The sequence below is a fragment of the Polyangiaceae bacterium genome, from assembly GCA_020633235.1.
Lineage (GTDB): Bacteria > Myxococcota_A > Polyangia > Polyangiales > Polyangiaceae > JACKEA01.
Map to the genome: position 1 here is coordinate 706,654 of JACKEA010000001.1, position 23,224 is coordinate 729,877.

Annotated in this window: 18 protein-coding genes and 1 tRNA gene; 10 read left to right on the forward strand and 9 right to left on the reverse strand. The window is 65.5% G+C overall.

Features of this window, described 5'->3' with window-relative positions:
- Positions 1-153: 153 nt before the first annotated feature.
- Both H6717_03125 and H6717_03130 read left to right on the forward strand, forming a co-directional pair.
- Positions 154-879: a hypothetical protein gene (locus tag H6717_03125; protein MCB9576011.1), complete on the forward strand. Its 726-nt coding sequence runs from the start codon at positions 154-156 to the stop codon at positions 877-879.
- A gap of 80 nt (positions 880-959) precedes the next feature.
- Positions 960-1,172 carry a hypothetical protein gene (locus H6717_03130; protein ID MCB9576012.1) on the forward strand — a complete coding sequence of 71 codons (213 nt, stop codon included), beginning with the start codon at positions 960-962 and terminating at the stop codon, positions 1,170-1,172.
- On the opposite strand, the gene H6717_03135 is transcribed toward H6717_03130, so the two are convergent.
- From H6717_03135 to H6717_03170, 8 genes are all read right to left on the reverse strand, one after another.
- Positions 1,173-1,433, reverse strand: coding sequence for a helix-turn-helix transcriptional regulator (locus H6717_03135; protein ID MCB9576013.1), 261 nt, complete (start codon positions 1,431-1,433; stop codon positions 1,173-1,175).
- A 289-nt stretch (positions 1,434-1,722) separates the two neighbouring features.
- Positions 1,723-2,328, reverse strand: a complete 606-nt coding sequence (locus H6717_03140; protein ID MCB9576014.1) for a hypothetical protein — start codon at positions 2,326-2,328, stop codon at positions 1,723-1,725.
- Between the two features lie 120 nt (positions 2,329-2,448).
- Positions 2,449-4,728, reverse strand: coding sequence for an AAA family ATPase (locus tag H6717_03145; GenBank protein ID MCB9576015.1), 2,280 nt, complete (start codon positions 4,726-4,728; stop codon positions 2,449-2,451).
- 18 nt (positions 4,729-4,746) lie between these two features.
- Positions 4,747-5,442 carry a M48 family metallopeptidase gene (locus H6717_03150; protein MCB9576016.1) on the reverse strand — a complete coding sequence of 232 codons (696 nt, stop codon included), beginning with the start codon at positions 5,440-5,442 and terminating at the stop codon, positions 4,747-4,749.
- On the reverse strand, positions 5,442-8,690 hold the full coding sequence (locus H6717_03155; protein MCB9576017.1) for a type I restriction endonuclease subunit R: 3,249 nt from the start codon (positions 8,688-8,690) through the stop codon (positions 5,442-5,444). The genes H6717_03150 and H6717_03155 overlap by 1 nt, the downstream gene beginning before the upstream one ends.
- On the reverse strand, positions 8,687-9,802 hold the full coding sequence (locus H6717_03160; protein ID MCB9576018.1) for a restriction endonuclease subunit S: 1,116 nt from the start codon (positions 9,800-9,802) through the stop codon (positions 8,687-8,689). The genes H6717_03155 and H6717_03160 overlap by 4 nt, the downstream gene beginning before the upstream one ends.
- Before the next feature lie 187 nt (positions 9,803-9,989).
- Positions 9,990-12,398, reverse strand: a complete 2,409-nt coding sequence (locus tag H6717_03165; protein ID MCB9576019.1) for an SAM-dependent DNA methyltransferase — start codon at positions 12,396-12,398, stop codon at positions 9,990-9,992.
- Between the two features lie 492 nt (positions 12,399-12,890).
- Complete coding sequence (locus H6717_03170) at positions 12,891-13,637, reverse strand: helix-turn-helix domain-containing protein (protein MCB9576020.1); 747 nt, start codon at positions 13,635-13,637, stop codon at positions 12,891-12,893.
- 303 nt (positions 13,638-13,940) lie between these two features.
- Between H6717_03170 and H6717_03175 the strand changes: the two genes are divergently transcribed.
- The 6 genes from H6717_03175 to H6717_03200 all read left to right on the forward strand — a co-directional run bounded on the left by H6717_03175 (position 13,941) and on the right by H6717_03200 (position 18,398).
- Entirely contained in the window at positions 13,941-14,375 is a 435-nt protein-coding gene (locus tag H6717_03175) for a hypothetical protein (GenBank protein MCB9576021.1), read from the forward strand.
- A 9-nt stretch (positions 14,376-14,384) separates the two neighbouring features.
- The gene (locus H6717_03180) at positions 14,385-15,470 is read left to right on the forward strand and encodes an XRE family transcriptional regulator (protein MCB9576022.1); all 1,086 of its coding nucleotides are present in this window, start codon (positions 14,385-14,387) and stop codon (positions 15,468-15,470) included.
- Positions 15,471-15,516: 46 nt separating this feature from the next.
- Positions 15,517-16,479, forward strand: coding sequence for a hypothetical protein (locus tag H6717_03185; GenBank protein MCB9576023.1), 963 nt, complete (start codon positions 15,517-15,519; stop codon positions 16,477-16,479).
- Between the two features lie 128 nt (positions 16,480-16,607).
- The gene (locus tag H6717_03190; protein MCB9576024.1) at positions 16,608-17,396 is read left to right on the forward strand and encodes a hypothetical protein; all 789 of its coding nucleotides are present in this window, start codon (positions 16,608-16,610) and stop codon (positions 17,394-17,396) included.
- A gap of 118 nt (positions 17,397-17,514) precedes the next feature.
- Positions 17,515-18,024 (forward strand): DUF2934 domain-containing protein, encoded by a 510-nt coding sequence (locus tag H6717_03195; protein ID MCB9576025.1) that lies wholly within the window; start codon positions 17,515-17,517, stop codon positions 18,022-18,024.
- A gap of 38 nt (positions 18,025-18,062) precedes the next feature.
- Positions 18,063-18,398, forward strand: a complete 336-nt coding sequence (locus tag H6717_03200; GenBank protein ID MCB9576026.1) for a hypothetical protein — start codon at positions 18,063-18,065, stop codon at positions 18,396-18,398.
- Between the two features lie 144 nt (positions 18,399-18,542).
- Here the strand turns inward: H6717_03200 and H6717_03205 are convergent.
- Positions 18,543-18,615 (reverse strand) — tRNA-Arg (locus tag H6717_03205).
- Between the two features lie 469 nt (positions 18,616-19,084).
- Between H6717_03205 and H6717_03210 the strand changes: the two genes are divergently transcribed.
- Both H6717_03210 and H6717_03215 read left to right on the forward strand, forming a co-directional pair.
- Positions 19,085-21,466: a hypothetical protein gene (locus H6717_03210; GenBank protein MCB9576027.1), complete on the forward strand. Its 2,382-nt coding sequence runs from the start codon at positions 19,085-19,087 to the stop codon at positions 21,464-21,466.
- Entirely contained in the window at positions 21,459-23,222 is a 1,764-nt protein-coding gene (locus H6717_03215; protein ID MCB9576028.1) for a serine/threonine protein kinase, read from the forward strand. Before H6717_03210 ends, H6717_03215 begins: the two co-directional genes overlap by 8 nt.
- Positions 23,223-23,224: the final 2 nt, after the last annotated feature.

A 23,224-nucleotide genomic window follows, 5' to 3' on the forward strand; every position in this document is an offset into this window, starting at 1 on the left:
GTCGAGCACCCGGCCGTCAGCTAGATCCTTCACACCGCGGCTTCGAGGTGCTTGATGACAACTACGATCATCTCAGGAGACCAACAGAGCGTCGTTCAGGATGGCCCCCTCCGCTACCACGCCGCCGCCGACACCACAGTGTACGCCGTCACCTTGAAGGGTCGCTACAAGCTGTTCCGGATCCTCTTCGGCAAGGATGGCAGCATCTACATTCCGTTCCCGTACTTGGATACGAAGCGCGGCGTCCTTTCCGCAGTCGACCCGGCGATCCAGCCCAACCCGAAGAAGCTCGACCTCAAGCGTGATGGCGTCGTCGTTACCGAGGACGTGAAGTTCTCGCACCACACGTCCGGCATCGTGCAGTTCTCCAAGTCGGGCGGGCAAGACCTGCTTCCGCGGCGAAGGTCGTTTCGCCTCGACGGCCCCATCGGTCGGATATTCGACCTGCACGTCTACTGGATCGACGGCTTCAAGCAGCTCGCTCTGAAGAAGAACAAGAGGACGCTGCTGCTCCCCTTCGATCTACGTGACAAGGAACGTACCAGCCTCCGCATCTCTGGCGAGTGGCGGCGAAAACGGGACATCGTCGACAACCTTGAGCCAGGTGGGCGGTGGCTCGGACCAAGGGTTTCGGCAGTCGAGCGCAAGACGGGCCGCGAGCGGCACTTCCTGCTCCTGGGCCAGCCGTCGAGCCGCCCTTTGATCGATCATGTGCTCATGCTTTCTGCTGAAGACGTGCAGCACGCGGACGGCGCGGTTTCGCCGACGATGATCTTCATGGGGGGCTGGGACCACCACGAGGGCACCCCGCCTGCGACGCCGAAGATGCTCTCCTTTATGTACCCCGTCCGCGCTGAGGCGTCGTCGGACAGCGCCTAGGTTCACTTCCAGATCGGCAGCGGCGTAGAACCCCCATGCCCCGACGCCGCCGCCCCCCAAACCCGTTCCTCGACTCCCCGATGGCAGTCACGACCGACGGCACCATCGTCGCCAACGTCACCCACGTCCTTGGCGAAGTCGGTGACGATCCCAAGGAACTGCTCGCCGAGGCTCTCGCAGCCGGCCGGCAGGTCTTCCTGGGTGTTGCTCTCACCGCGTCCGAGGTCCATCACGCCAAGGGGCGTCTCGACGACGCCGCGGCTGAGATCGTGGCGACGGTGACGCGGTGGTGATCAGTGCCTCGGCTTCTTGGGCTTCCTGCCTCTCGGCGGCGGCTGCGCTTTGCGTGCCGAGAGCGGCGGATCGCTCGGTCGGGCGCCGGGGACGCTGGCGAGATCGGCGACGGTGACCCCGAGGATGTCCGCCAGCTCCAGAAGAAGCCGAAGAGTCGGGTTGCGCTCGCCTCTCTCCATCTCCTGGTAATAGCGGAGCGTCACCCCCTGAGCGGCCACATCCTCCTGCGTCCACCCCTTCAGCCAACGAGCCTTCCGCAGGTTGGCTCCGAGCTTCTTGGCGAAGGAGGTGTGGTCCACCTCGATGGTGTCGCAAAGCTACCCACGTTATTGGAGCCCACTACAGTGGGTATTTGTTCGTTGACCGGAGTGGCCGGGCTCACAAACCTGCGCCAAGCGAAGGTGCCGACGGGCACGCACCACCATGGGGGATGCCATGACGAAGCAAGCTCTACCTGCGACCACCTGGCGACTTGTCCTTGCCCTTGGAACCCTCGTTGTAGGGGCCTGCAACAGCGGGCCCTCCGATGGCGAGATCACCGCCGCGGTTTCAGAGGTCGCCGTCAAGAGCAGGGGCCTCAACCCCCTGACCGGCAAGGACTCTTCGGACTGTGGGGTCATGCACGGCAAGATCACCGAGGTGACCAAGGTCGAGGTGACCGAACGTGGGGCCCACAACGAGAAGGATGGCTACTGGCCGGCGAAGCTCAGGTTGTCCGGAAAGTGCGAGGCCCAGAAGCCCAACTGCGGCAGCAGTAAGAACCAGCCATGCCCGCCCGAGCCGGCGACCTTCGAGGGGGTCGAGCTGGAGGTACGCCTCAAGAAGAGTGACTCCGGGAAGTGGAGCGTTGCAGAGGTCGTTGGCGGAGACGCCGCGCCGGTGGCCCCAAACGCTCGTGTGGCGGCCTCCAGCGTCGAGCCGCCGAGCCTCAGCATCGACCCGAAAGCCGTCACAGAGGTCGTGCTCACGGTGAAGGGTGCCGCGCCTGTGACGCTGAAGAAGGACGGCAGCACCTGGAAGGCCAACGACGCTGAGGCCAACCAGGCGAACGTCGCCACGCTCATCGACCACCTGGGTAAGCTCAAGACAGCCGATGTGATCGCTGGCGAGGCTGGTGACGACGAACTGGCGAAGTACGAACTCGATGACGAGCACGCGGCTCACGTGGTCGTGCGTCCACTATGCGATGGACGAGGCCAAGCTGAGGCTGGGGGATATGCCGTAGGACAGGTAGTGGCGTCGGTCGCCGCCGTGCATGTGATGGCACACGAGCGGTCAGGCGCCTTGTACCAGGTCAATGGCCCGCTTCACGTAGGTCGTCAGCTCGGACTCAGACGGCGGTGCAGGAACCGACCCACCGCCGTGCATGAACCGCCGCCCGAACTCGTTGATGTCTTCAAGGTCCTGGACCCTGGACTTGAACGCTCCGGGCCCATCGCTTCCCGGCGCATCCTTGATCTTCCGAATGCAGTCACCAAGGGTCATCAAGCCCTGGAAGTCGCCGGGGTACTTGTGGCGCACGTAGTCCTCGACATAGGGCCTCACCCTGGAGGCCACGCCGGTGAGGTCGCTCTTGGTCGGCACGCCTTCGGCAAGGAACGACTTGAGCAAGAAGTAGTCGCGGTACGCTTGGGAGGCGCAGTGTTCCTCGATGTCCCATGCCTTCATGTGGTGTGAATCGGCCCGGCCGACAATGTGCAGCGTCTTCGCTCCACGCTCGTCGTCGTACATGCTCTTCAGAAAGAAGGCGTCGTGCGAGAGAACGATGACCTGCGCCGCCTTGCTTGCCGTTCGTCGGATCTCTTGCTGTGTGCAACTTGAGCGGAAGCAATCCAAGCTCGACAACGGGTCGTCGAAGACCACCAGCTTCTTGTCGAGATCGGTGTCTCGGTCGAGTCGTGCGAGGAAGAAGGCGAGGGCGAGCGTGCTCCGGTCACCGCTGCTGAGCGCGGTCCGGAAACACGTGCCCTGCTTGGTGCGAGAGTCGCCCAGATCAACGGCCACGTCGCGGATGGCGATTTGATAGGTGGAAGACGCCTTGCCCCCTGGAAACGATGGTTTCGTGCCCGTCATCCGAAACGATGCCCCAAAGCGTTCGAGGAAGCCGTTGATCGTCGCCTCGTACTGCTGAAGCACGCTCCCGGACTGGGCCTCTAGCTCGTTCTTGGCTTCGTCCTTGTCGGCGGCGAGTCGCACCTTCTTCGCTCGAAGCGCAACGAGTTCATCGCAGAGCCCTTGGACTTTGGGGTCATGCCGGATCTCGATGTTGCGGAGCCGGCGAAGCTCTTGCTCGACCGCCGTGTCGTCAGTAGACGCTGCGTCCCGCTTGAGCTGGGAGATGGTGTCATTGGCCACCTGCACCTTGTCGTTGGCTTTGCGAACGTCGGTCGCCGCATCCTCGTAGTCCCGCAGAGCGGCCTCCACGTCGGTCAGGTCACCCGAACTCTGGGTCGGGTTCGCTAACTTCTCCTTGAGCTTCTCTCCGACGACGGCCACGAGATGCCGCCACGATTTCTCAAGCCGACCGAGTGACAGCTTGGCGGCGCTGAGATCCGACAGGTCAGCCCAGGCTTCCACCGTGGCATCGTTCTCCAACGCGACTTGTTGGACATGTGCCCAAGCCCGATCCCCGAACTCCTGTTCGAGCCGATTCTTGGCCTGCTGGAGCTGGACGACCTTCTCGTTGTACGTGTCCGAGAAGTAGGCTGAGAAGCCCTGGACCAGTTCCACATCACTCGTGTCTTGCCCGCAGAAGGGGCAGTCTCCTTCCCCGCCGTAGCTTAGCCCTTGGCGTATCCAGCCCTCGGCACCGGCGCCGAGACGGTTTTGGAGATGGGCCTTCACCGCCGCGAAGGCTTCGACGGCTACTTGCTGCACCTCCGTCTTCAATAGGTCGAGCACACCCCGTGGTGACTGCGGAACCGACAGCGCGTCGAGCCCCTTGCGGCCGACAATCTTCTTCGAGTTCCTACTCGCGTTGAGCTTCGTCGTGGCGGCGCTGATCTTGTTCGCGACATCCGGATCCTGCTGAAGCTCAAGGAACCGATCTCTGGTGAACGGTCCCTGCATGTAGTCGTCAATCGCCTGCTCCGCGGCACGTATGTCGCGGGCAACGCCTCGCCCCTCCGAGTCGATGTCGTCGATCTTGTTCCTGAGAGCCACTCCCGCGGCTCCGACGACCACTTCGTACAGGTTCCTACGGTGCTCGCTGTCCACCGCGTCACCGGCGAAGACGTTCTCTCTCACGAACGTGGCGTCGAAAATCTCGATGTTCCCGTTGGTCTCACTCCACGCCCCGTCGCGGAACTTCGCAACCGAGCCCGATCCAAGGAGCAGGTCGACGCCTTGCTTGCCAGTGGCACCAAGCGTGGCCCGCTCCGAGAGATAGGCGGCCTCTCCTGTCTTCAGGGAGCGGATGAGTCCCGCGATCGTCGTCTTTCCGTAGCCATTCTCGGCGTAGATGAGGGTGATCTCCTTCAGCTCAACGTCGCCGTCTGGAGACAGCTTGGAGAACCTTCCGACGTTGGCGATCCTGACGAACTTCTTGATGATCAACTTTGCTTCCCCCTCAACCTACACCCCCATCGCCTCCTGGGCGTTCTCTGCGAGCCACTGCTTCCTTGCTGCGAAGTCGGGCATCGCCCGCTCCACTCGAAGCCAGAACTCGGGCGTGTGGTGCGGCTCGTGCAGGTGGGCCAGCTCGTGGACGACGATGTACTCGATGATCCGCGGCGGCAGCAGGATGGTCCGCCAGTGGAAGTTGAGGGTCGCGTCCTTCCCGCACGACCCCCAGCGGAAGCCTAGGTCCTTCACCACGACCTTGCCGGGCTCTACGCCGACACGGCCTGCAAGGCGTCCCACTCGTTGCGGCAGCCAGGCGAGGGCGTGCTCCGCGTACCAGGCGACCATCGCCGCTCGGCCGGTTGCCGCAACCCCCCGACGCATCTTGAATCGCCCTCGGTCGAGCTTCACCGGAACGTCCTGGCGGTCGACGAGGAGGAGTCGGTAGCCGCGGCCTAGGTAGGGAAACCCCTCGCCGCTGACGTACTCCTTCGTGGGGGCGTCCTTGAGCAACGCCTCCTTCTCCGCGAGCTTCGTGTAGATCCAGAACCGCTTCTCCCGGACGAAGCCTTCCATCTTCTTGAGCGGGCACGTCTCGGGCGCGGAGAGGACCAGCTCTCCGCCGCGGTCGACGGTGATCTGGACCGTCTGCCGACGCGGGCTGCGGCGGACCTCAAAGTGCAGGTCATCGACGACCAGGGAGTCCATCACGTCACCAGCTTGTTGTGGTTCGCCTTCGCCAGCTCCAAGAGCCGGTCGGCCACGGTGTCGGCGTTGTCGAAGTCGACGATCTCGTGGTCGGTTAGGAACACGAAGAGCTGGCCGTGCAGCTCCTCCTGGCGGACCGAGTTCTTGAGGAAGCCGACGACGTTGACGCTTTGGCGGATGTTCTCGACCAGCTCCTTGGTCTTGTCGGCGAGCCACTTGATGTCGGCGCCCGATACGGGGGCCTCCTTCTCTCGCTCCTCCTTCAGCACGTCGAAGAACGGGGCTTCGACTTGGGGGTCGAGTCCGAGCCCAACGTCCTTCTTCCTGCCGCCAACGACCTCTTGGACGAACGGCTTGAGGGCAAGGGCTAGCTGCTCCCAGTCCTCGCCGAACTTGGCGATGATCTCATCGAGGCGTTCGGAGAGCTTCGTGTAGTGGACGGGATCTTCGTCGAGCTTCTTCTTGATGTGGTGCCTGGCTGCGTGCTCCATCTCCGACGCCTTGGCCCTGGGGGAGACTTGTTTGTCGACGTGGCCATCAAACGAAGCGTCGGTGATCGCGATCGGCGGGATCTTGGGGTCGATGCCGAGCGAGATGACGTGCTCGTCGATGAGGCGCTGGACCTTGCGGCCGACGGCCTTTCCTAGGGGTGGGAGTCCGTCGCGGTAGAGCTTCTGGGCTCGCGTGTAGATTTCGCCGAAGAGGGCGGCGTCGTTCACGAACGGGAGTGCCTCCGGTCGAGGGAGGACGAGGTCGAGCGTCGCCAGGAACTGCTTCAGCTTCACCGCGAAGACGGCTCGGAGCTTCTCGTCCTTGAGCAGGTGGATGCACTCCTCGATGTCGTCGTGGGGGTCGACATCGCGGCTGGTGAAGATGGCGAGCACCCGTTGGTGTCGGTCGCGGAGCTTGGGGATCTCGTCGTTGAGACTGTGGAGGGCCCCCTCGATGTCCTCGTCGGTGTAGGCACTCAGCGCATCCTTGAGGTGGCGGGCGACCCCAAAGTAGTCGACGACGATGCCAGCGGTCTTGCCATGCCCAGTCCTGTTCACACGGGCGATGGCCTGGAGAAGCTCGGCCTCGCGTATCGAGCGGTCGAGGTACATGACCCCCTCGATGGGGGCGTCGAAACCGGTGAGTAGCATCGACTTCACGATCAAGAACGCGAGCGGGTGGCACTTGGTCGGATCATCGTGGAAGAGGGGTCGCTTGAACTCGCCGTTGGGGCCGGTGCGGAGGGCTATCTTGGTGCCGTCCGTCCACTCCTTCCACTCCGGCGGATCGTTGTTCTCTGGGGAGATGACCGCGGCGAACTCAAGGGTCTTGAGGACATCTAGGTTTCGCCACGCTCGCACGGCCGCTCGGAGCTTCCGCGGCTTGTCGGCTAGCTCCAGATCGTCGAGAGCCCTGGTGGCTTCGTCGAGTTCGAGGGCCACTTGCACCAGCTCGTCGCGGGCTTCCTCGAACGCCCCTTGGTAGAGCACGGCGGCTCGCCGGCTGTAGGCCACGACTTGGGCCTTGAGGCCGTTCGGCAGGATGTGCTCGACGTAGTGCCGGAGCATGTCCCTCGCCTTGGCGTTCACCAACTTCGGTGCTTCGAGGATGGCGGCCTTGGTGGCGTACTTCCGCTTGATCGCTTCTAGCTCTTCTTCGGGCCGGTCATCGAACATGTCCTCGAAGAGCTGGTCGAGATCGCGACCGTCGGACACGGCCCCCTCGGCGGTGCGACCTTCGTAGAGGATCGGCACGGTCGACCCGTCGGCTTCGGCCTCTTTGATGGTGTACCGATCGATGAACTCTCCAAAGATGTCGTGGGTCCGCTTCTTGGCTCCCATGATGATGGGGGTGCCGGTGAAGCCGATGCGGGCGCAGTTGGGCAGAGCCTGCATGAGCTTGGCGTGCAGGGCGCTCGTGTGAGAGCGGTGGGCCTCGTCAACCATCACGAGGATCGCCTCGTCGTCGTTGAGCTGGCCGAGGTCGCCCACGTCGTCGTCGGCCGAGAGCGAGTCGAGATCCCGGTCGAGGTACTTCTGGATCATGGCGAACACGAGGCCCGGTCCCTTGGCGGTTAGGAGCTTCTTGACGTGCCCGATGTTGCGGCCGACCTGCACCGTCTCCCCGGTCAGTGTCGCGGTGTCCGAGAGCTGACTTTGCAGATCCTTACGGTCGGTGATGATCACGACCTTAAAGCGACGCAGTTCGGCGAGCGACCGCATCTTCTTCACCAGGAACACCATCGTGAGGCTCTTGCCCGACCCTTGGGTGTGCCAAACGATCCCGCCGCGGCGATCGTGCTCGCCATCTTGCTTCCTGGTCTTGCCCGATGTGAGCCGCTTGACCGCAGCCTGCACGGCTCGAAACTGCTGATACCGGCACACCACCTTGAAGGTCTTGCCGGTGTCCTGCTTGAAGATCGTGAAGTGTCGGATGATGTCGAGCAGGTGGGCGGGGCGAAGCATCCCCGCGATGAGCCGGTTCTGGCTTGAGAGCTGCTCCTTGTTCAGCTCTGCCTTCACCTGGTCAAGGGGGACGGGCGCGGTGTCCTTCCATTCCAGGTAGTGCTGGGTGTCGGCTCGGATGGTGCCGACGACCGCCTCGTCGTAGCTCGTCGCGACGAGGAACTGGTTGGTGAAGAAGAGCTTCTCGTTGCCCTCGTTGTCCTCGACCTCGCCCGCGGCCTTTCGAGCGTTGTGGTAGCGGCGAAGCTGATCGATGGCGCTCGGGATGGGCTCCGAGACGGTGGGGCTCTTGCACTCGACCACCACCACCGGGATGCCGTTGATGAAGAGCGTGATGTCGGGGCGGATCGATCCCTTGGATTGGCCGCCGGGACAGTCGACCTTGAACTGATTGATGGCGGTGAAGACGTTGTTGTCGGGGTTGTCCCAGTCGATGAAGTGAACCGTCTGCGGTCTGCCTTGATCCCAGTCGTGCAGGCCCTCCACGGACGTACCTTTGAGCAGCAGCTCGGTCGCTTCCTGGTTGGCTTCCATGAGCCGCTTGCTCGTGATGCGTTCAAGGGCGGCGGCGGCTTGGGAGGCTCGGGCGTCGTCGAGCCACGGCTTGCCGTCACGAAGGTTGATGCGCTTGAGGGCCTTCTTGAGGTCGTCGAGGATGAAGACCTCGCGGAAGGTCTCGCGGCCGGTCACGGACGGGTGGTCGAGGCTCCCAGTGATGAGCTTCCAGCCCATCATGGCGAGCTGGTCCATGAAGGGCTGCTCGACCTCCAGGAACTCGGGGCCACCGCTCATTCCGCAGCTTCCTCCAGCAGCGGAGTGACGCGAACTCGGCCAGTGAGCAGATCTTCCATCAGGCCACTCTTGAGCAGGCGGAGTTTAGATGCCTCGGTCTCCTCTCGTCTCTCACGTTCTGCGATCCCAAAAAGGACATTGGAGACGGCCTCCTGCTCCGCTCGCGGCGGCATCGGGATGCGGAACGCTCGGAGGAGATCCGTGTTGAGGTTTGGTTGGTCCACGCCTCTTGCTACTCGTGTCCGGAGATTCAGGATCTGCGAGAACAAGAAGTAGTAGAGGAAGAGTGGAACCACACCGTCGGAGAGATCCAAGAACGCTGCGATGCCATCATTGGCGCAGCCGCTGAGCTGAAGGATCTTGGGCACGCCGCACCCGTAACCACTGTTCGACAACACCACCGTACCGGCGTGGAGATGTCGGCTGAAGCGTGCGCCAAGCTCGGTCAACCTTGTTGCCGTGCTCGTGAGGTACGGCCAGTCATCACGACTCAATTCACCGACCGTGATCCACGGCGTGTGTGTACCGCCGAAGTATCGTGGGTCCTTTGCCGGTCGTGGGGTCGAGCCGCGGACAACGTTCGAGAGTTCACCGAGTGGCAGCACCTCCCACCCCTTCGGAATCCGGCCCAGCGGAGAGTCCTTGAACTGCTCGGGGTGGCGGTCTGGGTCGCGTAGCTCGCCGTTGTCGTCGATGCCTTGGGTGAGCAGATCGTGGAGCAAGCCGTGCTTCACCTGCTTGAGCTTGGCGATGATCTGCTCGGTGCGGCGGACCGCCTCGTCCACCGTGTCGAGCACCTCGGCGATCTGGCGTTGCTCGGGCAGGGGTGGAAGCGGAACCATCGCGTTTGCCAACCGTGTGCGAGACAGCTCCACCTGGTTCGTCGAACCGGAGTAGCACTCCGTTTCGAGGAAGGTCTGGCCCCAAGGAGTGCGAAGAACGGCGTTCAACCAGCGGCCCTCGGTTGTCTCTCGACGAGGGCGCAGGACCGTCACATGGCCGTCGACGACGAAGCCTTCCATGCCTGGAAACACGGATGACCGCCCGATGGTGCCCGTCCCCGTTGAATTGAGCAGTACGTCGTCCGCTTTCGCCACCAACGCGCCGCTCATGGCTCGCTGCGAGTGGGGGCGTGCCACGGAAGGGTCGAAATCGGTCGCCGTTATGCACCGTTGACCGATGGCTTTGATCGGGGAGCTGCTCACGTAGCTGGGCGCCCGCCCTCGCGAGATCAGAGTGCAGACCTCGGCCAAGGGCTCGTGCGACCAGCCAGCTTCGTTTGGAAGCGGAACCAGCGGCTTACGCATACCCAAGCTGCCCCAAGAACCCTCGCAGCTTCTCCGCCGCGTCGTCTCGTTCCTGCTCGATACCGGTAAGCGTGACCCGGTACTTGTCCCACCAGCCCTTGAAGGCGGCGACGACGTGCTGACGATGCTCGGCGACGTAGCGCCCGAGGATGGCGTCGAGGTCGGCTCGCAGGATGCCGAGCACCAGCTCGCATGCCGCTTCTTCATCGAGAGCTGATCGAGCCTCGGTGAGGCGCTTGGTGAAGTTGCCCTCCCTGGTCTTGAGCTGCTTCTTCACTTCGGAGAGCTGCTTCTTGAGCGCCTTCAGCTCGTCCTCGGAGAGCGCTGCCTCGTCGTCCTGCTCACCGTCTTCGTGGTCCTCGTCCCCCGAAGCCATAGCTCCCTTGACGGTCGCGTCCAGCTCGGCCTTCGTGGCCTCCAGCTCAGCGATGGCGTCGAGGTACTCAGGAAGCAGTCGCTTCACGAGCCGGTGGTCGAACGGGTTGTCCTTGGACTTTTTGTCGTCCATCGCGGTGAGAATGCTCGTCTCCCACGCCTCGACGAGGCCGACGAACCCGCGGGCGGTGACCGTCTTGAGGTCGTTCTGGATGTCATGCCACCACGTGGCGACGACGCCAGACACTCGGAAGCGATCGAGGAGGCCCACGGGTCGAAGGGCCTCCTCGAAGCTCGTGAGCATGTCGGCTCGGAGCTTCATCAGTTCCTTGGACTCGGGCAGGTCCGCGATCCCCTGCTGGACGTTGTCCCACCAGCCCGACACTGCATCGGAGAGTGCCTTCTCCTTCTTCGTGACGCCCTTGTCTGCGTCGATACGCTTCTTGAGGTCTGCCTTGTCCGTGAGGTCTTCCTTGAAGTCGAGGTAACGCTCGTCTCGCTCAACAAGGAGGTGCCGCGGATCGAATCCATGGGCCTCGAAAGTCGAGCGCTTCTCCACCACCTCGCTCTTGGGGATGCCGCCGTAGAGATGGGCACGGACATCGTGCGGCTCGGGTGGTGGAGCGTTGTCGGCGTAGCGGCGAATGTTGAGGTTATCGTCGTTGTGGAGAAGCTCCTCGCGGGTGACGACGCGGGCGAACCCCTCGATGTCCTCGAACGCCTTCCACGCCGAGACGACCTTCTCGATGTGCTCTGGGTACAGGTAGTTCTGCGCCCGGCCCTCGTAGAACTCACGGTCGGCGTTGATGAAGAGCACCTTGCCTTGCCGCTCCTTGGGCTTCGCTCCGGGGGCACGCAGCACCAAGATGCAGGCGGGGATGCCCGTGCCGTAGAAGAGGTTCGGGGCGAGGCCGATCACCGCGTCGAGGATGTCCTCGTTGAGGAAGCCCGAGCGGATCTCCCTCTCGGCTCCACCACGGAAGAGCACGCCGTGGGGCATGACCGTCGCCACCATCCCGCCGGGACGCAGCACGCTGACCATGTGCTGCACGAACATCAGGTCGGCCTTCTTGCCGCTCTCGGGGCAGAAGCCGAAGCGGAACCGCTCGGGGAACGGGAGGCCTTCCTTGGTGTAGTTCTGGCTGAACGGCGGATTTGTGATCACCCGATCGAAGCGCATCAGCTCGCCGCCCTCGGTGTGTTGGGGGTCGGCGAGGGTGTCCTCGTGGCGGATGTCGGCGTCGGGGATGCCGTGCAGCAGCATGTTCATCTTCGAGATCGCCCAGACGCCGCCGTTCGACTCCTGACCGTACAGGCCGAGGTTCTTGGAGTTCAGCCGGTGCTCGTCGAGGTACTCCTTCGACAACACCAACATGCCGCCCGAGCCCGAGCACGGGTCGTAGATCCGCATCCCCTCTTGAGGTTCGGCGAGGCGGACCATCATTCTGACGACCGAACGCGGCGTGTAGAACTCCCCGCCCTTCTTTCCGGCCGAGTCGGCGAAGTCGCGGATCAGGTACTCGTAGGCGGCGCCTAGGAGATCGGGGTACTCGAAGTCTTCGTTGCGAAGCCGGTGCTCCGAGAAGTGGACGATCAGGTCACGCAGCTTCTTGTCCGGGAGGAGCCGCTTGTTGCCGACCTGGGCGATGAAGTTGATGTGCGTGACGACGCCGCCGAGGGCGGTGTTCTCCTCCTCCAAGGCGGCGAGGGCCTTGTTCAGCCCGCTGCCCACGTCCTTGTGCAGCTCGTCGCGGAGGTACGCCCAGCGGGCCTGCTCGGGAACGTAGAACGTGTCCGCGTAGAAGCTCGGATGGTTGGCCCGCTTCTCCGCGTCGGCCTGGGACCGCCCCTTCTTGGTTTCCCGCTCGACGATCTCCTCGAACCTGGCGTCGAACACGTCGGAGCACCGCTTCAGGAAGAGGACCCCAAAGATGTACTCCTTGAACTCCGAGGCATCCATCTTGCCACGGAGCAGGTCGGCGGCAGCGAAGAGGTGGCGTTCGAGCTGGGGCAGCGTCAGGGGCATGATCGTCGTTCTCGGGCAACCTGGGGGTCACCCGGCGGAGCCCCCAAGGGACGCCACCGTAAGGGATCTCGCCTGCGTCGGGAACGGTTCCACCGCCGACAGGGTGCGTTCACGTGCCGATAGGTTCAAAAACCGGGTTGTTCGTCTCGGCACAGCAAAGCTGGACGCCAGTGTGGGCCTCGCGCCGTCGGATTCTCGAACGCATCTTGAACGGCCTTCTCATGCGATCTGGTGGTGACACTCCCCGCACACAAGTCGCTGAACTGGATGAGTGAGGCCGCGGACGGCAGCTCCGACCAACAGTCCTACGACCGAACCGATCATCGCTCCGCGTGAGCCATCGTTGGCAGCTCCAATCGCTCCGCCGCCAATCGCACAGGCGATCGGGGCCACCAGCGCACCTCCCGCTTCCTCAACGGCTACGGCAACTACCCGGTTGCAGATCCGACACCACACACTGCTCTTGCTCATGAGAGTTCTCCTTCTGTTCGGTTACTCATCGACCTCGTCGTCGAAGTCGTCGTCGCTCGATCCGAGGTAGCTCGCGACGGACACCACAGCCGCCACACCCGCGAGAATTGCCCCAACCCTTCCCGTGGCCCGGCTTGCCTCGACAGCGGATCCCAGCCTCGAAACCTCGGCCTGTAGCTGGGCGAGATCGGCCACCGCCTTTTCGAGGGCGCTTCGGTAGCGAAATGCGTCGTGCTCGAAGCGTCGAGCCTCTCGCAGGGCTTCGTCGCGAGCTTGCTCCGCTGCGATGAGGTTGCGCTTCGCCTCCCGTTCTCGTTCACGGACGTTGTCGCGTTCTTCGGTGAGGTCCCGGAGCTGCGCCCGCAGGTCGTGAGCCTGGCGCTCGAACTCGATGACGTGCTTCACGGCGGCCTCGTAGTCGGCTCGGGCAACGAGCTGCTCGGCGGCGGTCACACGCTCAGCCGCGTCAGTGCCGGCGACGAGCTGACCAAGCTCGACCCCAAGAACGGGTGCGATCTCTTTCAACGTCTCGGGGGTCGGGTTGCGCTGAGCCTTGAGGATCCGCGAGATGGTGGACCGAGAAACACCAGCGCGGTCCGCAAGCCAAGAAGGGTTCTGGCCGATCTGGTCAAGAAGAGTCCCGATGCGGTCTCCGATCGGTGTGGTAGGGTCCCCTGTGCCTTGCATTTGTTCAGCATGCGGTTCCGGCGGCAACAGCGCAAGCTGATGTGTGTTGCCAGTTGTGTTGCCACGGGCAACGCTCTGCAAGTTCTTGATACCTTGTTCTAGGCGGCAGCGCGTCTTCTTGTTTTTCTCCCTCGAACGAGGTAGAAAATCATGAAGTCACCGCGGCAGCAGCCTGGAGAACACATGAACAGCGAGTCCAAAGTCATCGACGAGCCCCGAACCGTCGCCCTTCGCCTTCGAGAGCTTGGTGTCGAGCCGAAGGTCCTGCGTGACGCCATCCTCGACGGTGAAGCGGCGCGTGAGTCCTGCACAGCCCACGATCCGGTGCAGATGCCTGGCTTTCTCGCTTGGGGCCGCGTTGTTCGAGGGCTCCGAGATCGACTCGTGCCGGACAACTGGAAGGCAAGGGATCATCGAGGGTACGCAACGGTCGTCTCGCCTGACGAGAGCATCGCCATCGCCGTGGCAACCGGAAACGAGGTGACTGGCACAGCGGGGGCCGGAGCAAGCACGAAGTACCCCAAGGGGGCGGCGACGGTGACGGCGGTCGAGTGCAACCAGCTTGAGCTGTTCGCTCCCGACCAGCCGAGCGTCGAGAAGCCAACTACTGTGACGTGGCTCTTGCTGATCCGCCGAGAGGGCGATGGAATTCACGCTGAGCTGTCGCGGCCCGAGCTGCTGGATACCAAGGGGTTCGTCGCTCGCTGGAGCGAGCGCATCCTGCTTGAGCTGATCGACGTGGAGCCCGAGCCGACGGTAGAACCCCACCACGACGTGGACGAAATCGAGATCGAAGTGACCCGGCGAACCACAGCGTAGTCGGTCTCGATGACATTCACTCCATCACGGCTGACCGTCGCGAGGAACCGGCGTGGTCTCTCGAAGACCGCGCTCGCGAAGCTCGTCGGGCTGACGGCTCGAAGCATCAGCGCCTACGAGAGCGGAGATACCGTGCCCACAGCCGACACGCTCGCGAGCTTGGCGGACGCCTTGGCGTTTCCGTCTGCGTTCTTTTCAATGCCCGACATCGACGAGCCGGTCCCCGCAGGGGCGAGCTTCCGAGCGCTCACCCGAATGACTGCTGGGCAGCGTGACTCCGCGCTTGCGGCAGGGGCGATCGCGATACAGTTGTCGGGGTGGATCGACCAGCGCTTCGATCTCCCCGACGTGCGTGTGCCGGATCTACGGGGCTACGAGCCCGAGGCCGCCGCGGAAGCACTACGAGCCCACTGGGACCTAGGGCAGCGGTCGATCCGCAACATGGTTCACGTGCTCGAAGCACATGGCGTCCGTGTGTTCTCACTCGCCGAGGAATGCGCCGAGGTGGACGCCTTCTCCTTTTGGCGTAACGACCGGCCTTTCGTCTTCTTGAACACGATGAAGTCGGCTGAACGCAGTCGGTTCGACGCTGCACATGAGCTTGGTCACCTCACGCTGCATCGACATGGAGGCCCACGCGGGCGAGCGGCTGAGCACGAAGCTGATCAGTTCGCGTCCGGTTTCCTCATGCCGAGAGGCACTGTCCTCGCCACAGCGCCGCGAGTGCCGAGCTTGCGACGCCTCGTGGAGCTGAAGAAGAACTGGAACGTGTCTGTCGCAGCTCTGGCACATCGCCTACATGCCGTCGGTGTGCTCAGCGAATGGCACTACCGCCAGCTCTGCATTGACATGAACCAGCGCGGCTACCGGAAGCGTGAACCGGAGGGGACGCAACGAGAGACCTCGCAGGTGCTCAGCAAGGTACTCAAGGCGCTTAGAGCGGAGGGGATCACCAAGCAGGCGATCGCGAAGGAACTGGGCCTCCCGGCGGAGGAAGTGGAAACGCTGGTGTTTGGGCTCGCGCTCGTTTCCGTCGAAGGTGGGCATGACAACGCAGACGCCAAGACGAGCGCACCCAACTTGAGGCTGGTGTAGCGGTGATGATTCGGAACCTCGACGCGACGGTTCTTGGGCGAACGCTGTGGCTCTCTCGCTGAAGCAGTCTGCCGGCGTTCAGGCGCTGGCGCAGGCAATTCGTGACTTCCTACCCGGCAGCGGTGCTCGGCAGTGGAAGGGGCACGTGACGTTCGGAACGGTGGCCCGTGACTTGGGAGTCGACGACTACTGGGCCCCCAGTGGAAGCAAGGTGCCAAGATTGGTACGGCTCTTCGAGGGGACACTTCAGCACCGACCTCAGCAATTCGAGAAGCTCGTCCTGCGGATCGTCAGGGAGGGCCTGCGGTACCGAAGCGGAAAGGGCGACCCTGTTACCCCCGACGAGATCAAGACGATCAACGGCCACCTCATCGACGTGGGCTTCAAGTTTCCCGACCTGTGGGACGAGAGCTTTCTCAACGCCCTGGCATCGGATGATCGAAGTCGGGCCCAGCAGAACGTGGAGGCAGCCGAGCGGGACCGTGAGTCGAGAGCCTCCACATCCCAACAGCGGCAACATACGCTTCTCGAAATGAGGGGGCAGTTGGAGCAGCTCTTCATCGAGACCAACCGCCAGAAGGCCGGGCTGGATCTGGAGAAGCTCCTCAACGCGCTCTTTTCGACGTTCGACCTCGCGCCGAGAGAGCCGTTCCGCGTCGTGGGCGAGCAGATCGACGGCTCGTTCGAGCTTGACCACGACGTGTACCTGCTTGAAGCCAAGTGGGAGTCTGCTCCGCTCGCCGAGAAGGAGCTGCTGGTTTTCCGCGGCAAGATCGAGGGGAAGTCGTCGTTCACGAGAGGCGTCTTCCTGGCGATGAACGGGATCTCCGCCGACGCAAACACGGCCATCCGGTCGGGGAAGCAGCCGACGTTCTTCGTCATCACCGGGCACGATCTCATGATGGTGCTCCAAGGGGCACTGCCCCTCGATGACTTCATGAGGCGTCGCCGTCGTCTTCTCGCGGAGGAGGGGGCCGTCACGGCGACGTTCGACAGGGTGTCTGGTTGAGCGCCGAACGTGGGGCGAGAGGACGCGCCAGCCCGTTGTGCCGGGAGGTTGCTCTTCCACGCCGCCCGTTGTCGGATTTCTTTCGGTCCCGTGCAAGATCGGCCTTTTGGTCTTGAGAGAGTGGGGACATGAATATCCCTGACCAATTCGCAGCGAAACTCCTGGACGACCTACGGCCCCGCGAACGTGAAGCGCTCGGCTTGCGCTACCTGGACCAGTTCGCGATCCCTGATGTGGCCGAGCTTCTGGCCATCAAGCCCGACTCCGCATCCGGCCACATCACCAAAGGACTGAAAGCGGTGGCGAAGATCATCGGCGCCACGCGGAATGACGCGGAGGCGCTCCTCGACGCGATCGGTGAGACTCATGCCCGCCGCAACGCCAAGCGCACTGTACGACTGGAGCATCGGGGTGATGGGGCTACCGTCGGCATCCTGCCGCACCGGCAGATCATGGGTGGCGCTATTCGAGGGGATCACGAAACCGCCGAAATTTCCGCTTTCTTTCTGATGGACGTAGACGGCCAGTCGTTGTCGGTCGCAGCGGCACGTCGGTGGTATCTCGACGCGCCGTTGGCCCTTGGGCTGGCGCTCCGCAGACAAGTGCTTGCCGCAAAAGGGATCAAGGAGGCATCGGTCTTCGACCAGGAGGCCACAACGTACTTCTTTCCTGTCGGCTACGGCGCCGCGGAGCTGTACTACGAGACCAACTTCCTCCACCAACCGCTGACCTTGCCCCTGCCGCCGGGTCGAACCTTGATGGAGCATCTCCCGCCACGGCCCGAGATCGACCGCGACCAGCGCTCGACCCTCGTTCCCGATACGTGGCCGCTTCGCGTTCTGGATCTTGGTGAGTACCGCCCCAAGTACGACGAAGACCTCGCACTCGACGCCGAGGAGAGCCTTCGCAAGCGATGAACCCATGGAGCGCGAGGGGTGTGGCGCCGGCTCGGACTGGACGGACTGAGGGGGCTGCCTTGGCCCGCGGACGGGCATCCATGAGGACGGTCAGCCAATACAAGGGTACGGTCCTCGTATGAACGACGGTGTGCACGAGAGGCTTGGAACAGTGAAGGCGGTCCTTCACGAGCTGATGACACCGGGGACGGGGTTGGACCTGGTGCTTACGGAGTATCACCGCATCCAGGACGACCCCGAACGTTTGGGGCTCTGCCACGACATCGCCACCGCCATCATCGCCGACTTGTGTGAGCGCGGTCGCGCCCAGGGGTGGACCTGGTGTCAGGCGCTCGTAGACGGTGGCGTCGACCACTCCTGGGTGGAGTTCCAAGGTCTTCGCGTGGATATGGGTGACAATCACAAGCTCCGCGTTTCGTCAGCAGAGAACCCCGTGTTCACGGTCGAGAGTAGAGTTGTGCGACGAGACCCGGATGAGACGCTCTCCTGGATTCGGCAGCAGGACCAACGCAGAACTGCGGAGGCCGCGTACTTTCGTTGGCTGAGTAGGGGCTGTGGCCATGGTGCTGACCTTGAAGATTGGTTCGCCGCGGAGGTTGATCTTGGGCTTCGCCCTCCTGCCGGTTGAGGGTTCAGCTCTTAGGCGGCATCGGCGTACAAGAGCTGATGACCACCCGCTACCAGACCGACATCCGCGATCCCTCTCTCGCCCGATCTGCTCTCGCAGCAGCCGGTGCCGACTTCGCTGACCCCAACCAACTCCGGGCCACGATGAACGGCGTCGAGCTGACGTTCGACTTCACGGCGGGCGTGATCCACACCACGGCGGAAGCGGGGGACGTTGTTGCCCAACTTCGGCAGCTCTACGCGGAAGCGCAGTTCATGGGTGAGCTGACACGACAGCGGGGCGAGGTGTTGGCCCGCGAGGTGCGGCCCAACGGGGACATCGTTCTCACGTGCTCGATGGTGTTCGAGGACGGCGATGCGAAGCGATGTCGCTGATGGCGAGACGGCGCTGGAAACGGATCTGGTTTCCACGTAGTTTCCAGGCCGAACGTGTTTTCGTGTCCTGTCCTGTCCCGTGGTGTCCGATCGGGTGTTCTGCAAGTCACCGGCTTTCATGCTGAAAACCGTGTGATTTCTGGGCGCCCCCGGCACGACTTGAACGTGCGACCTTCGGTTTAGGAAACCGCTGCTCTATCCTCTGAGCTACGGGGGCGGAAAGAGGCGAAAGAGGGCGGAACGCTGGCGCGGTTTGGCGGCCTGGTCAAGTGCGGAGCGCAGGACGGGCGGCGCTGGCTGGGACGCGAGCACTGCCGGAGTCCCGCAGCGCTGGCTGCTGGTGCCGACACCGAGCGCGCGATCGGGAGCTGCAAGGTAACGCCGGCAGGCTCCACGCTGAACCTCCCTGCCCAGGAGGCGCCGCGGTTCAGCGCAGCACGATCGCGGTGCGGGACTCCGCCAGGGCGCAGCGGGACAGCCGGCGTCCCCGGCCGGAGCGACGGCGGCGAGCGCAGAGCGACAGCGGGGACGGCCGGAGCGACAGCGGCGAGCGCAGAGCGACGGCGACGAGCGACGGCGATGACTGCGGGGAGACGGCGGTTGTCACGTGGGAAGCGCCGCGAGCCGCGCGAAGGGCGAGCGAGAGGCGACACGAGGAGCGTGAGGCAAGTAAGCTTCTGCGCGGAATGACGGACACGGGCGGCACACTGCTGGGGCGCGACGCGGAGCGGCGCGAGATCGGCGCGCTGCTCGCGGCGGGCGTGCGCTGGGTGACCCTCGTGGGGCCGGTGGGTGTCGGCAAGTCTGCGCTGGCGCGCGCGGTGGCGGAGGACGTGCGGAGCGCGGGGGTGTTCGACGCGGTCGTGACGGCAGTTCCGGAGAGCGACGGCCGTGAGAGGCCGGGTGCGAGTGCGGCGGCGAGTGCGGGTGCGGGTGCGGGTGCGGGTGCGGGTGCGGGTGCGGGTGCGACGGCGAGGGCGGGTGCGGGTGCGACGCCGAGGGCGGGTGCGGGTGCGGGTGCGACTGCGGGTGCGACTGCGGGGGCGGGGCCGGTGTTGGTGCTGACGGACGAGACGGACGGTGTGGCGGCGTTGCTCGAGGAGCGGCCCGAGGTGTCCGTGCTCGCGACGGCGCGCCAGGCCGCGGGGGCAGGGGAGGAACGCGTGGTGGAGCTCGCGCCGCTGTCGGCGGACGTCGGGCTCGAGCTGTTCCTGGAGCACGCGCGGCGCGCGCGGCCCGGGTATCAGCCGTCGGAGGCCGAGCTGGGGGTGCTGCGGGAGCTCGTGGGAGAGCTCGACGCATTGCCATTGGCGATCGAGCTGTGCGCGCCGCGGCTGTCCGTCATGGGGCCGGCCGCGCTGCTGCATCGCGTGCGGCAGACGCGTGCGGGGCCGGGCGGCGCGAAGGGCGGCTGGGCGGGGGACGGGCCGGGTGGCGTGAAAGGTGGCGGCGGGGGTACGGGGGTGGGGCGCGCGTTGGATCGGGCGCTGGAGAGCGCGTGGCAAGCGCTGTCGTCGGAGGAGCAGAGCACGCTCGCCGCGCTGTCGGTGTTTCCCGCGAGCTTCGATCTGGACGCGGCGGAGGCCGTGCTATTGCCGGCGGAAGACGCCGTGGAGCGCGTGGCGGCGCTGCGCGCGCGGTCGTGGGTGGCGAGCGAAGCGCGGGACGACGGCGAGGTGCGCCTCGCGCTGCTCGCCTGTGTGCGGCGCTTCGTGCGCGATCGCGCGGACGCGGCGGAGCTGTCCGCCGCGGAGCGCGCGCACGCCGCGCACTTCGCGTCCGTCGCGGCCTCCGCCGATGCGCGTCGCATCGCCCTGGAGCGCGCGAACCTGGACGCCGTGATCACCTCCGTGCTCGGAGATCGGCCCGTCACCCGGCGCGAGGCGGAGCCCGCCCTGCGCGTCCTGGTGGCCCTCTATTTCGGCCGCGGCGAGGCGGCACCCATCGGCCATCTCGCGCTGCTCGATCCGGTGTTGGAACGGACGCGCGATTCCGGCGCGGACCCCGTGCTCGTCGCGCAGGCGCTGATCGCCGCGGGCGCGGCCCGCGGGCATGCGGGGGACGCCGCGCGGGCCCTGCGTGATCTCGCGCGGGGTGCGGAGCTCGGGCGCGTGCTCGCGCGGGACGACCTCGTCGCGGCGGCCCAGATCGATCTGGCGGAAGTGCTGCTCGGGGAGCGGGAGCGGGCGGCCGCCGAGGAAGCTGCACGGGCGGCCCTGGCCGTTGCGACGCAAAGAGGGGACGTCCACGCCGAGGCCCGCGCGCTCTTCGCCCTGGGACGTGCGACCCGCGCGCCGGAAGTGCTGGCCCGCGCCGCGGCCCTCCTGGACTCCGTGGGTGGCGACGCCACCCGCGTGCGCCACGCGCTCGCACGCGTTCACATCGACGCAGCCGACCACGCCGCAGCCGAAGAGGTCCTTGCCCGGGCGCCGTCGGCAGTGCTGTCCGCCATGGTGGAGCACGATCGCGGTCACGCGCTGACGGCGGACGAGTGCCGCGCGCTGGGGGGCGATCTCGCGCTGGCCCTCGGGGCCGCATGCGCAGCGGAAGCCGGCCAGCTCGCGGACGCGCACGCGCTCTTGCGCGCGGCGCTCGGCGCTCTACCCGCCGAAGATCGCGCGGAGCTCCGCCCGCTGTCGCAGTGGCTCGACGCGAAAGTGCTCGGAGGCGAGGCGCCGGCCATCGATGCCTCCACGTTCTGGGGCCGTTGCCTCGCGCGGGCCGCTGATCCGGGGCGCCCCCAGCCGCCGGAGGGTGCGCTGGCCGTGGGCGCCGAGGGCCGTTGGTTCCGAGTGCCGGGCGGAGAGATCGTGAGCCTCGAACGGCGGCGGCCGCTGAGCGCCATGCTCCACGCCCTCGCTCGCGCTGACGCCGCGCTGGGTTGGCAGGACTTGCAGCAAGCGGCGTGGCCCGGGGAGAAGCTGGTGCGCGACGCCGGAGCGCACCGCGTGCGGGTGGCGATCTCCACGCTGCGCAAGCTCGGTCTTGGATCGCTGCTGGTGACGCGGGACGATGGCTACGTGCTGTCCAGGGACGTTCCGCTGTTCGTCGAGGGCGCCCATGACTAGCGACGTCGCCTTCGAGCTGCGCTCGCAAGATCTCCTGCAGCTCGCGCGCCGCCGCGGTCGCCGCGGGGCGTGGCTGTTCGGCTTCTCGATCTTCGGGTTGCTGTTCGGAACTTTCTGGATGTTCTGGGGCGTGATCGTGTTCTTGACCGGCGTCGGGCTGGTCAACGGCGTGATCGTGTTCCTGTTCGGCGGTGTGGGGCCAACGCTCGGGGCGTCGCTGGTGGCCTGGGCGGGGGTGCGCCGGCGGCGGGACGCGGAGGAGCTCGAGCAGCTCGCGATCTTGGCGGAAACCCGGGGGGATGTGACCCTGGGGGAAGCCGCGCACCTGCTTTCGGAGAGCGAGGCGCACGCGGCGAAGCTCCTGAACGTGGCCAGCAGCGCCGGTGCCGCTCGCATGGTGCAGAGCTCGGCGCTCCGGGCGCCGCTGCCGCTGGGACCGGAGCGACAAAATCTGTCGGCGTTCCGCAAGGCGCGTCGCCGCCGCGCGCTGCTGCTCGGTGTGGCCGCTCTCGGGGTGCTGGGCTTCGCCACCTTGTGGCTGGTGGTGGGCATCGCCGGCATCGCCACCGGGGAGTGGGTGGTGGGCCTGATCTTGCTGATCCCCGGCGGTCTGTTTCCGTTGGCCGGTTCCTTGGTGTTGGCCCGCCGCGCCCTCGGCAATTGGCGCCGCGCCGCGCGCGCCGGACGGCTGTCCACGTTGGTGACGTCGTCCAGCGTGCGCACCCTGGACGACCTCGCGGCGCGCCTCGCCCTGTCGCCGCGGGACGCCGAGAGCGTCGCCGTGGAGGCCCTCGAGCTGGGCATCGTTCCGCAAGCCGCGCTGGCGCGCATCCTGTCGCCTGCGGCGGCCGCGCCCGCTCCGCCTGCTCTGGCGCAGCCGCTCTCGGTGGAGGGCTTCGTGGGGCAGGTGCTGGGCGGCAGCTACCGCCTGGATGCGCTGGTGGCTCAGGGCGGCATGGGCGCCGTGTTCCGCGCGACGCATCTGCCGAGTGGTAGCGTGTACGCCGTCAAGCTCATGCTGCCGGAGGTCGCGGCCACGGCGGATGGCCTCGCGCGTTTCGAGCGCGAGGCGCTGGCGGCGGGAAAGCTCGGTCATCCGGGCATCGTGCGGGTGCACGAGCTCGGTCGCGTGGACGCGCGCACGGCGTACCTGGTGATGGATCTGCTGGAGGGCGAGACGCTGGAGGCGCGCCTGCAGCGCGTGGGCACTTTGGGTTGGCGTGACGCCCTCGCCATCAGCGCGCAGATTGGCGACGCCCTGTCTGCAGCGCACAGCGCGGGTCTCTTGCATCGCGATCTCAAGCCCGCCAACGTGTTCCTCGCGCGCACGCCGACCGGGGAGCGGGCCATGCTCCTCGACTTCGGTCTCGCCAAGGCCCTGGATGCGACGGAAGCCTCGCGCCGGACCGTGAGCGGCATCGTCGCCGGCACGCCGCTGTACATGTCGCCGGAGCAAGCCCGGGGCGAGCCGCTCGACGTGCGATCGGATCTCTACGGGCTCGCCGTGGTCACCTACGAGATGATCGCCGGAGTGCCGCCCTTCTTCGACAAGACCTTGGCGGAGGTGTACGCGCGCCTCTTGCGTGAAGCCGCGCCCGCCCTCGGTTCCGTGTGTCCCGGCGCTTCGCCCCCCGCTCTCGAGCAGGTGCTCGCCCGCGCGCTGTCGTCCTCCCGCGCGGACCGCCCCGCGGCCGTGTCCGCGTTCCTGGAAGAGCTGTCCCAGGTCGCTCACGCCGCCGCCGCCCAAGCCGGCTGAGC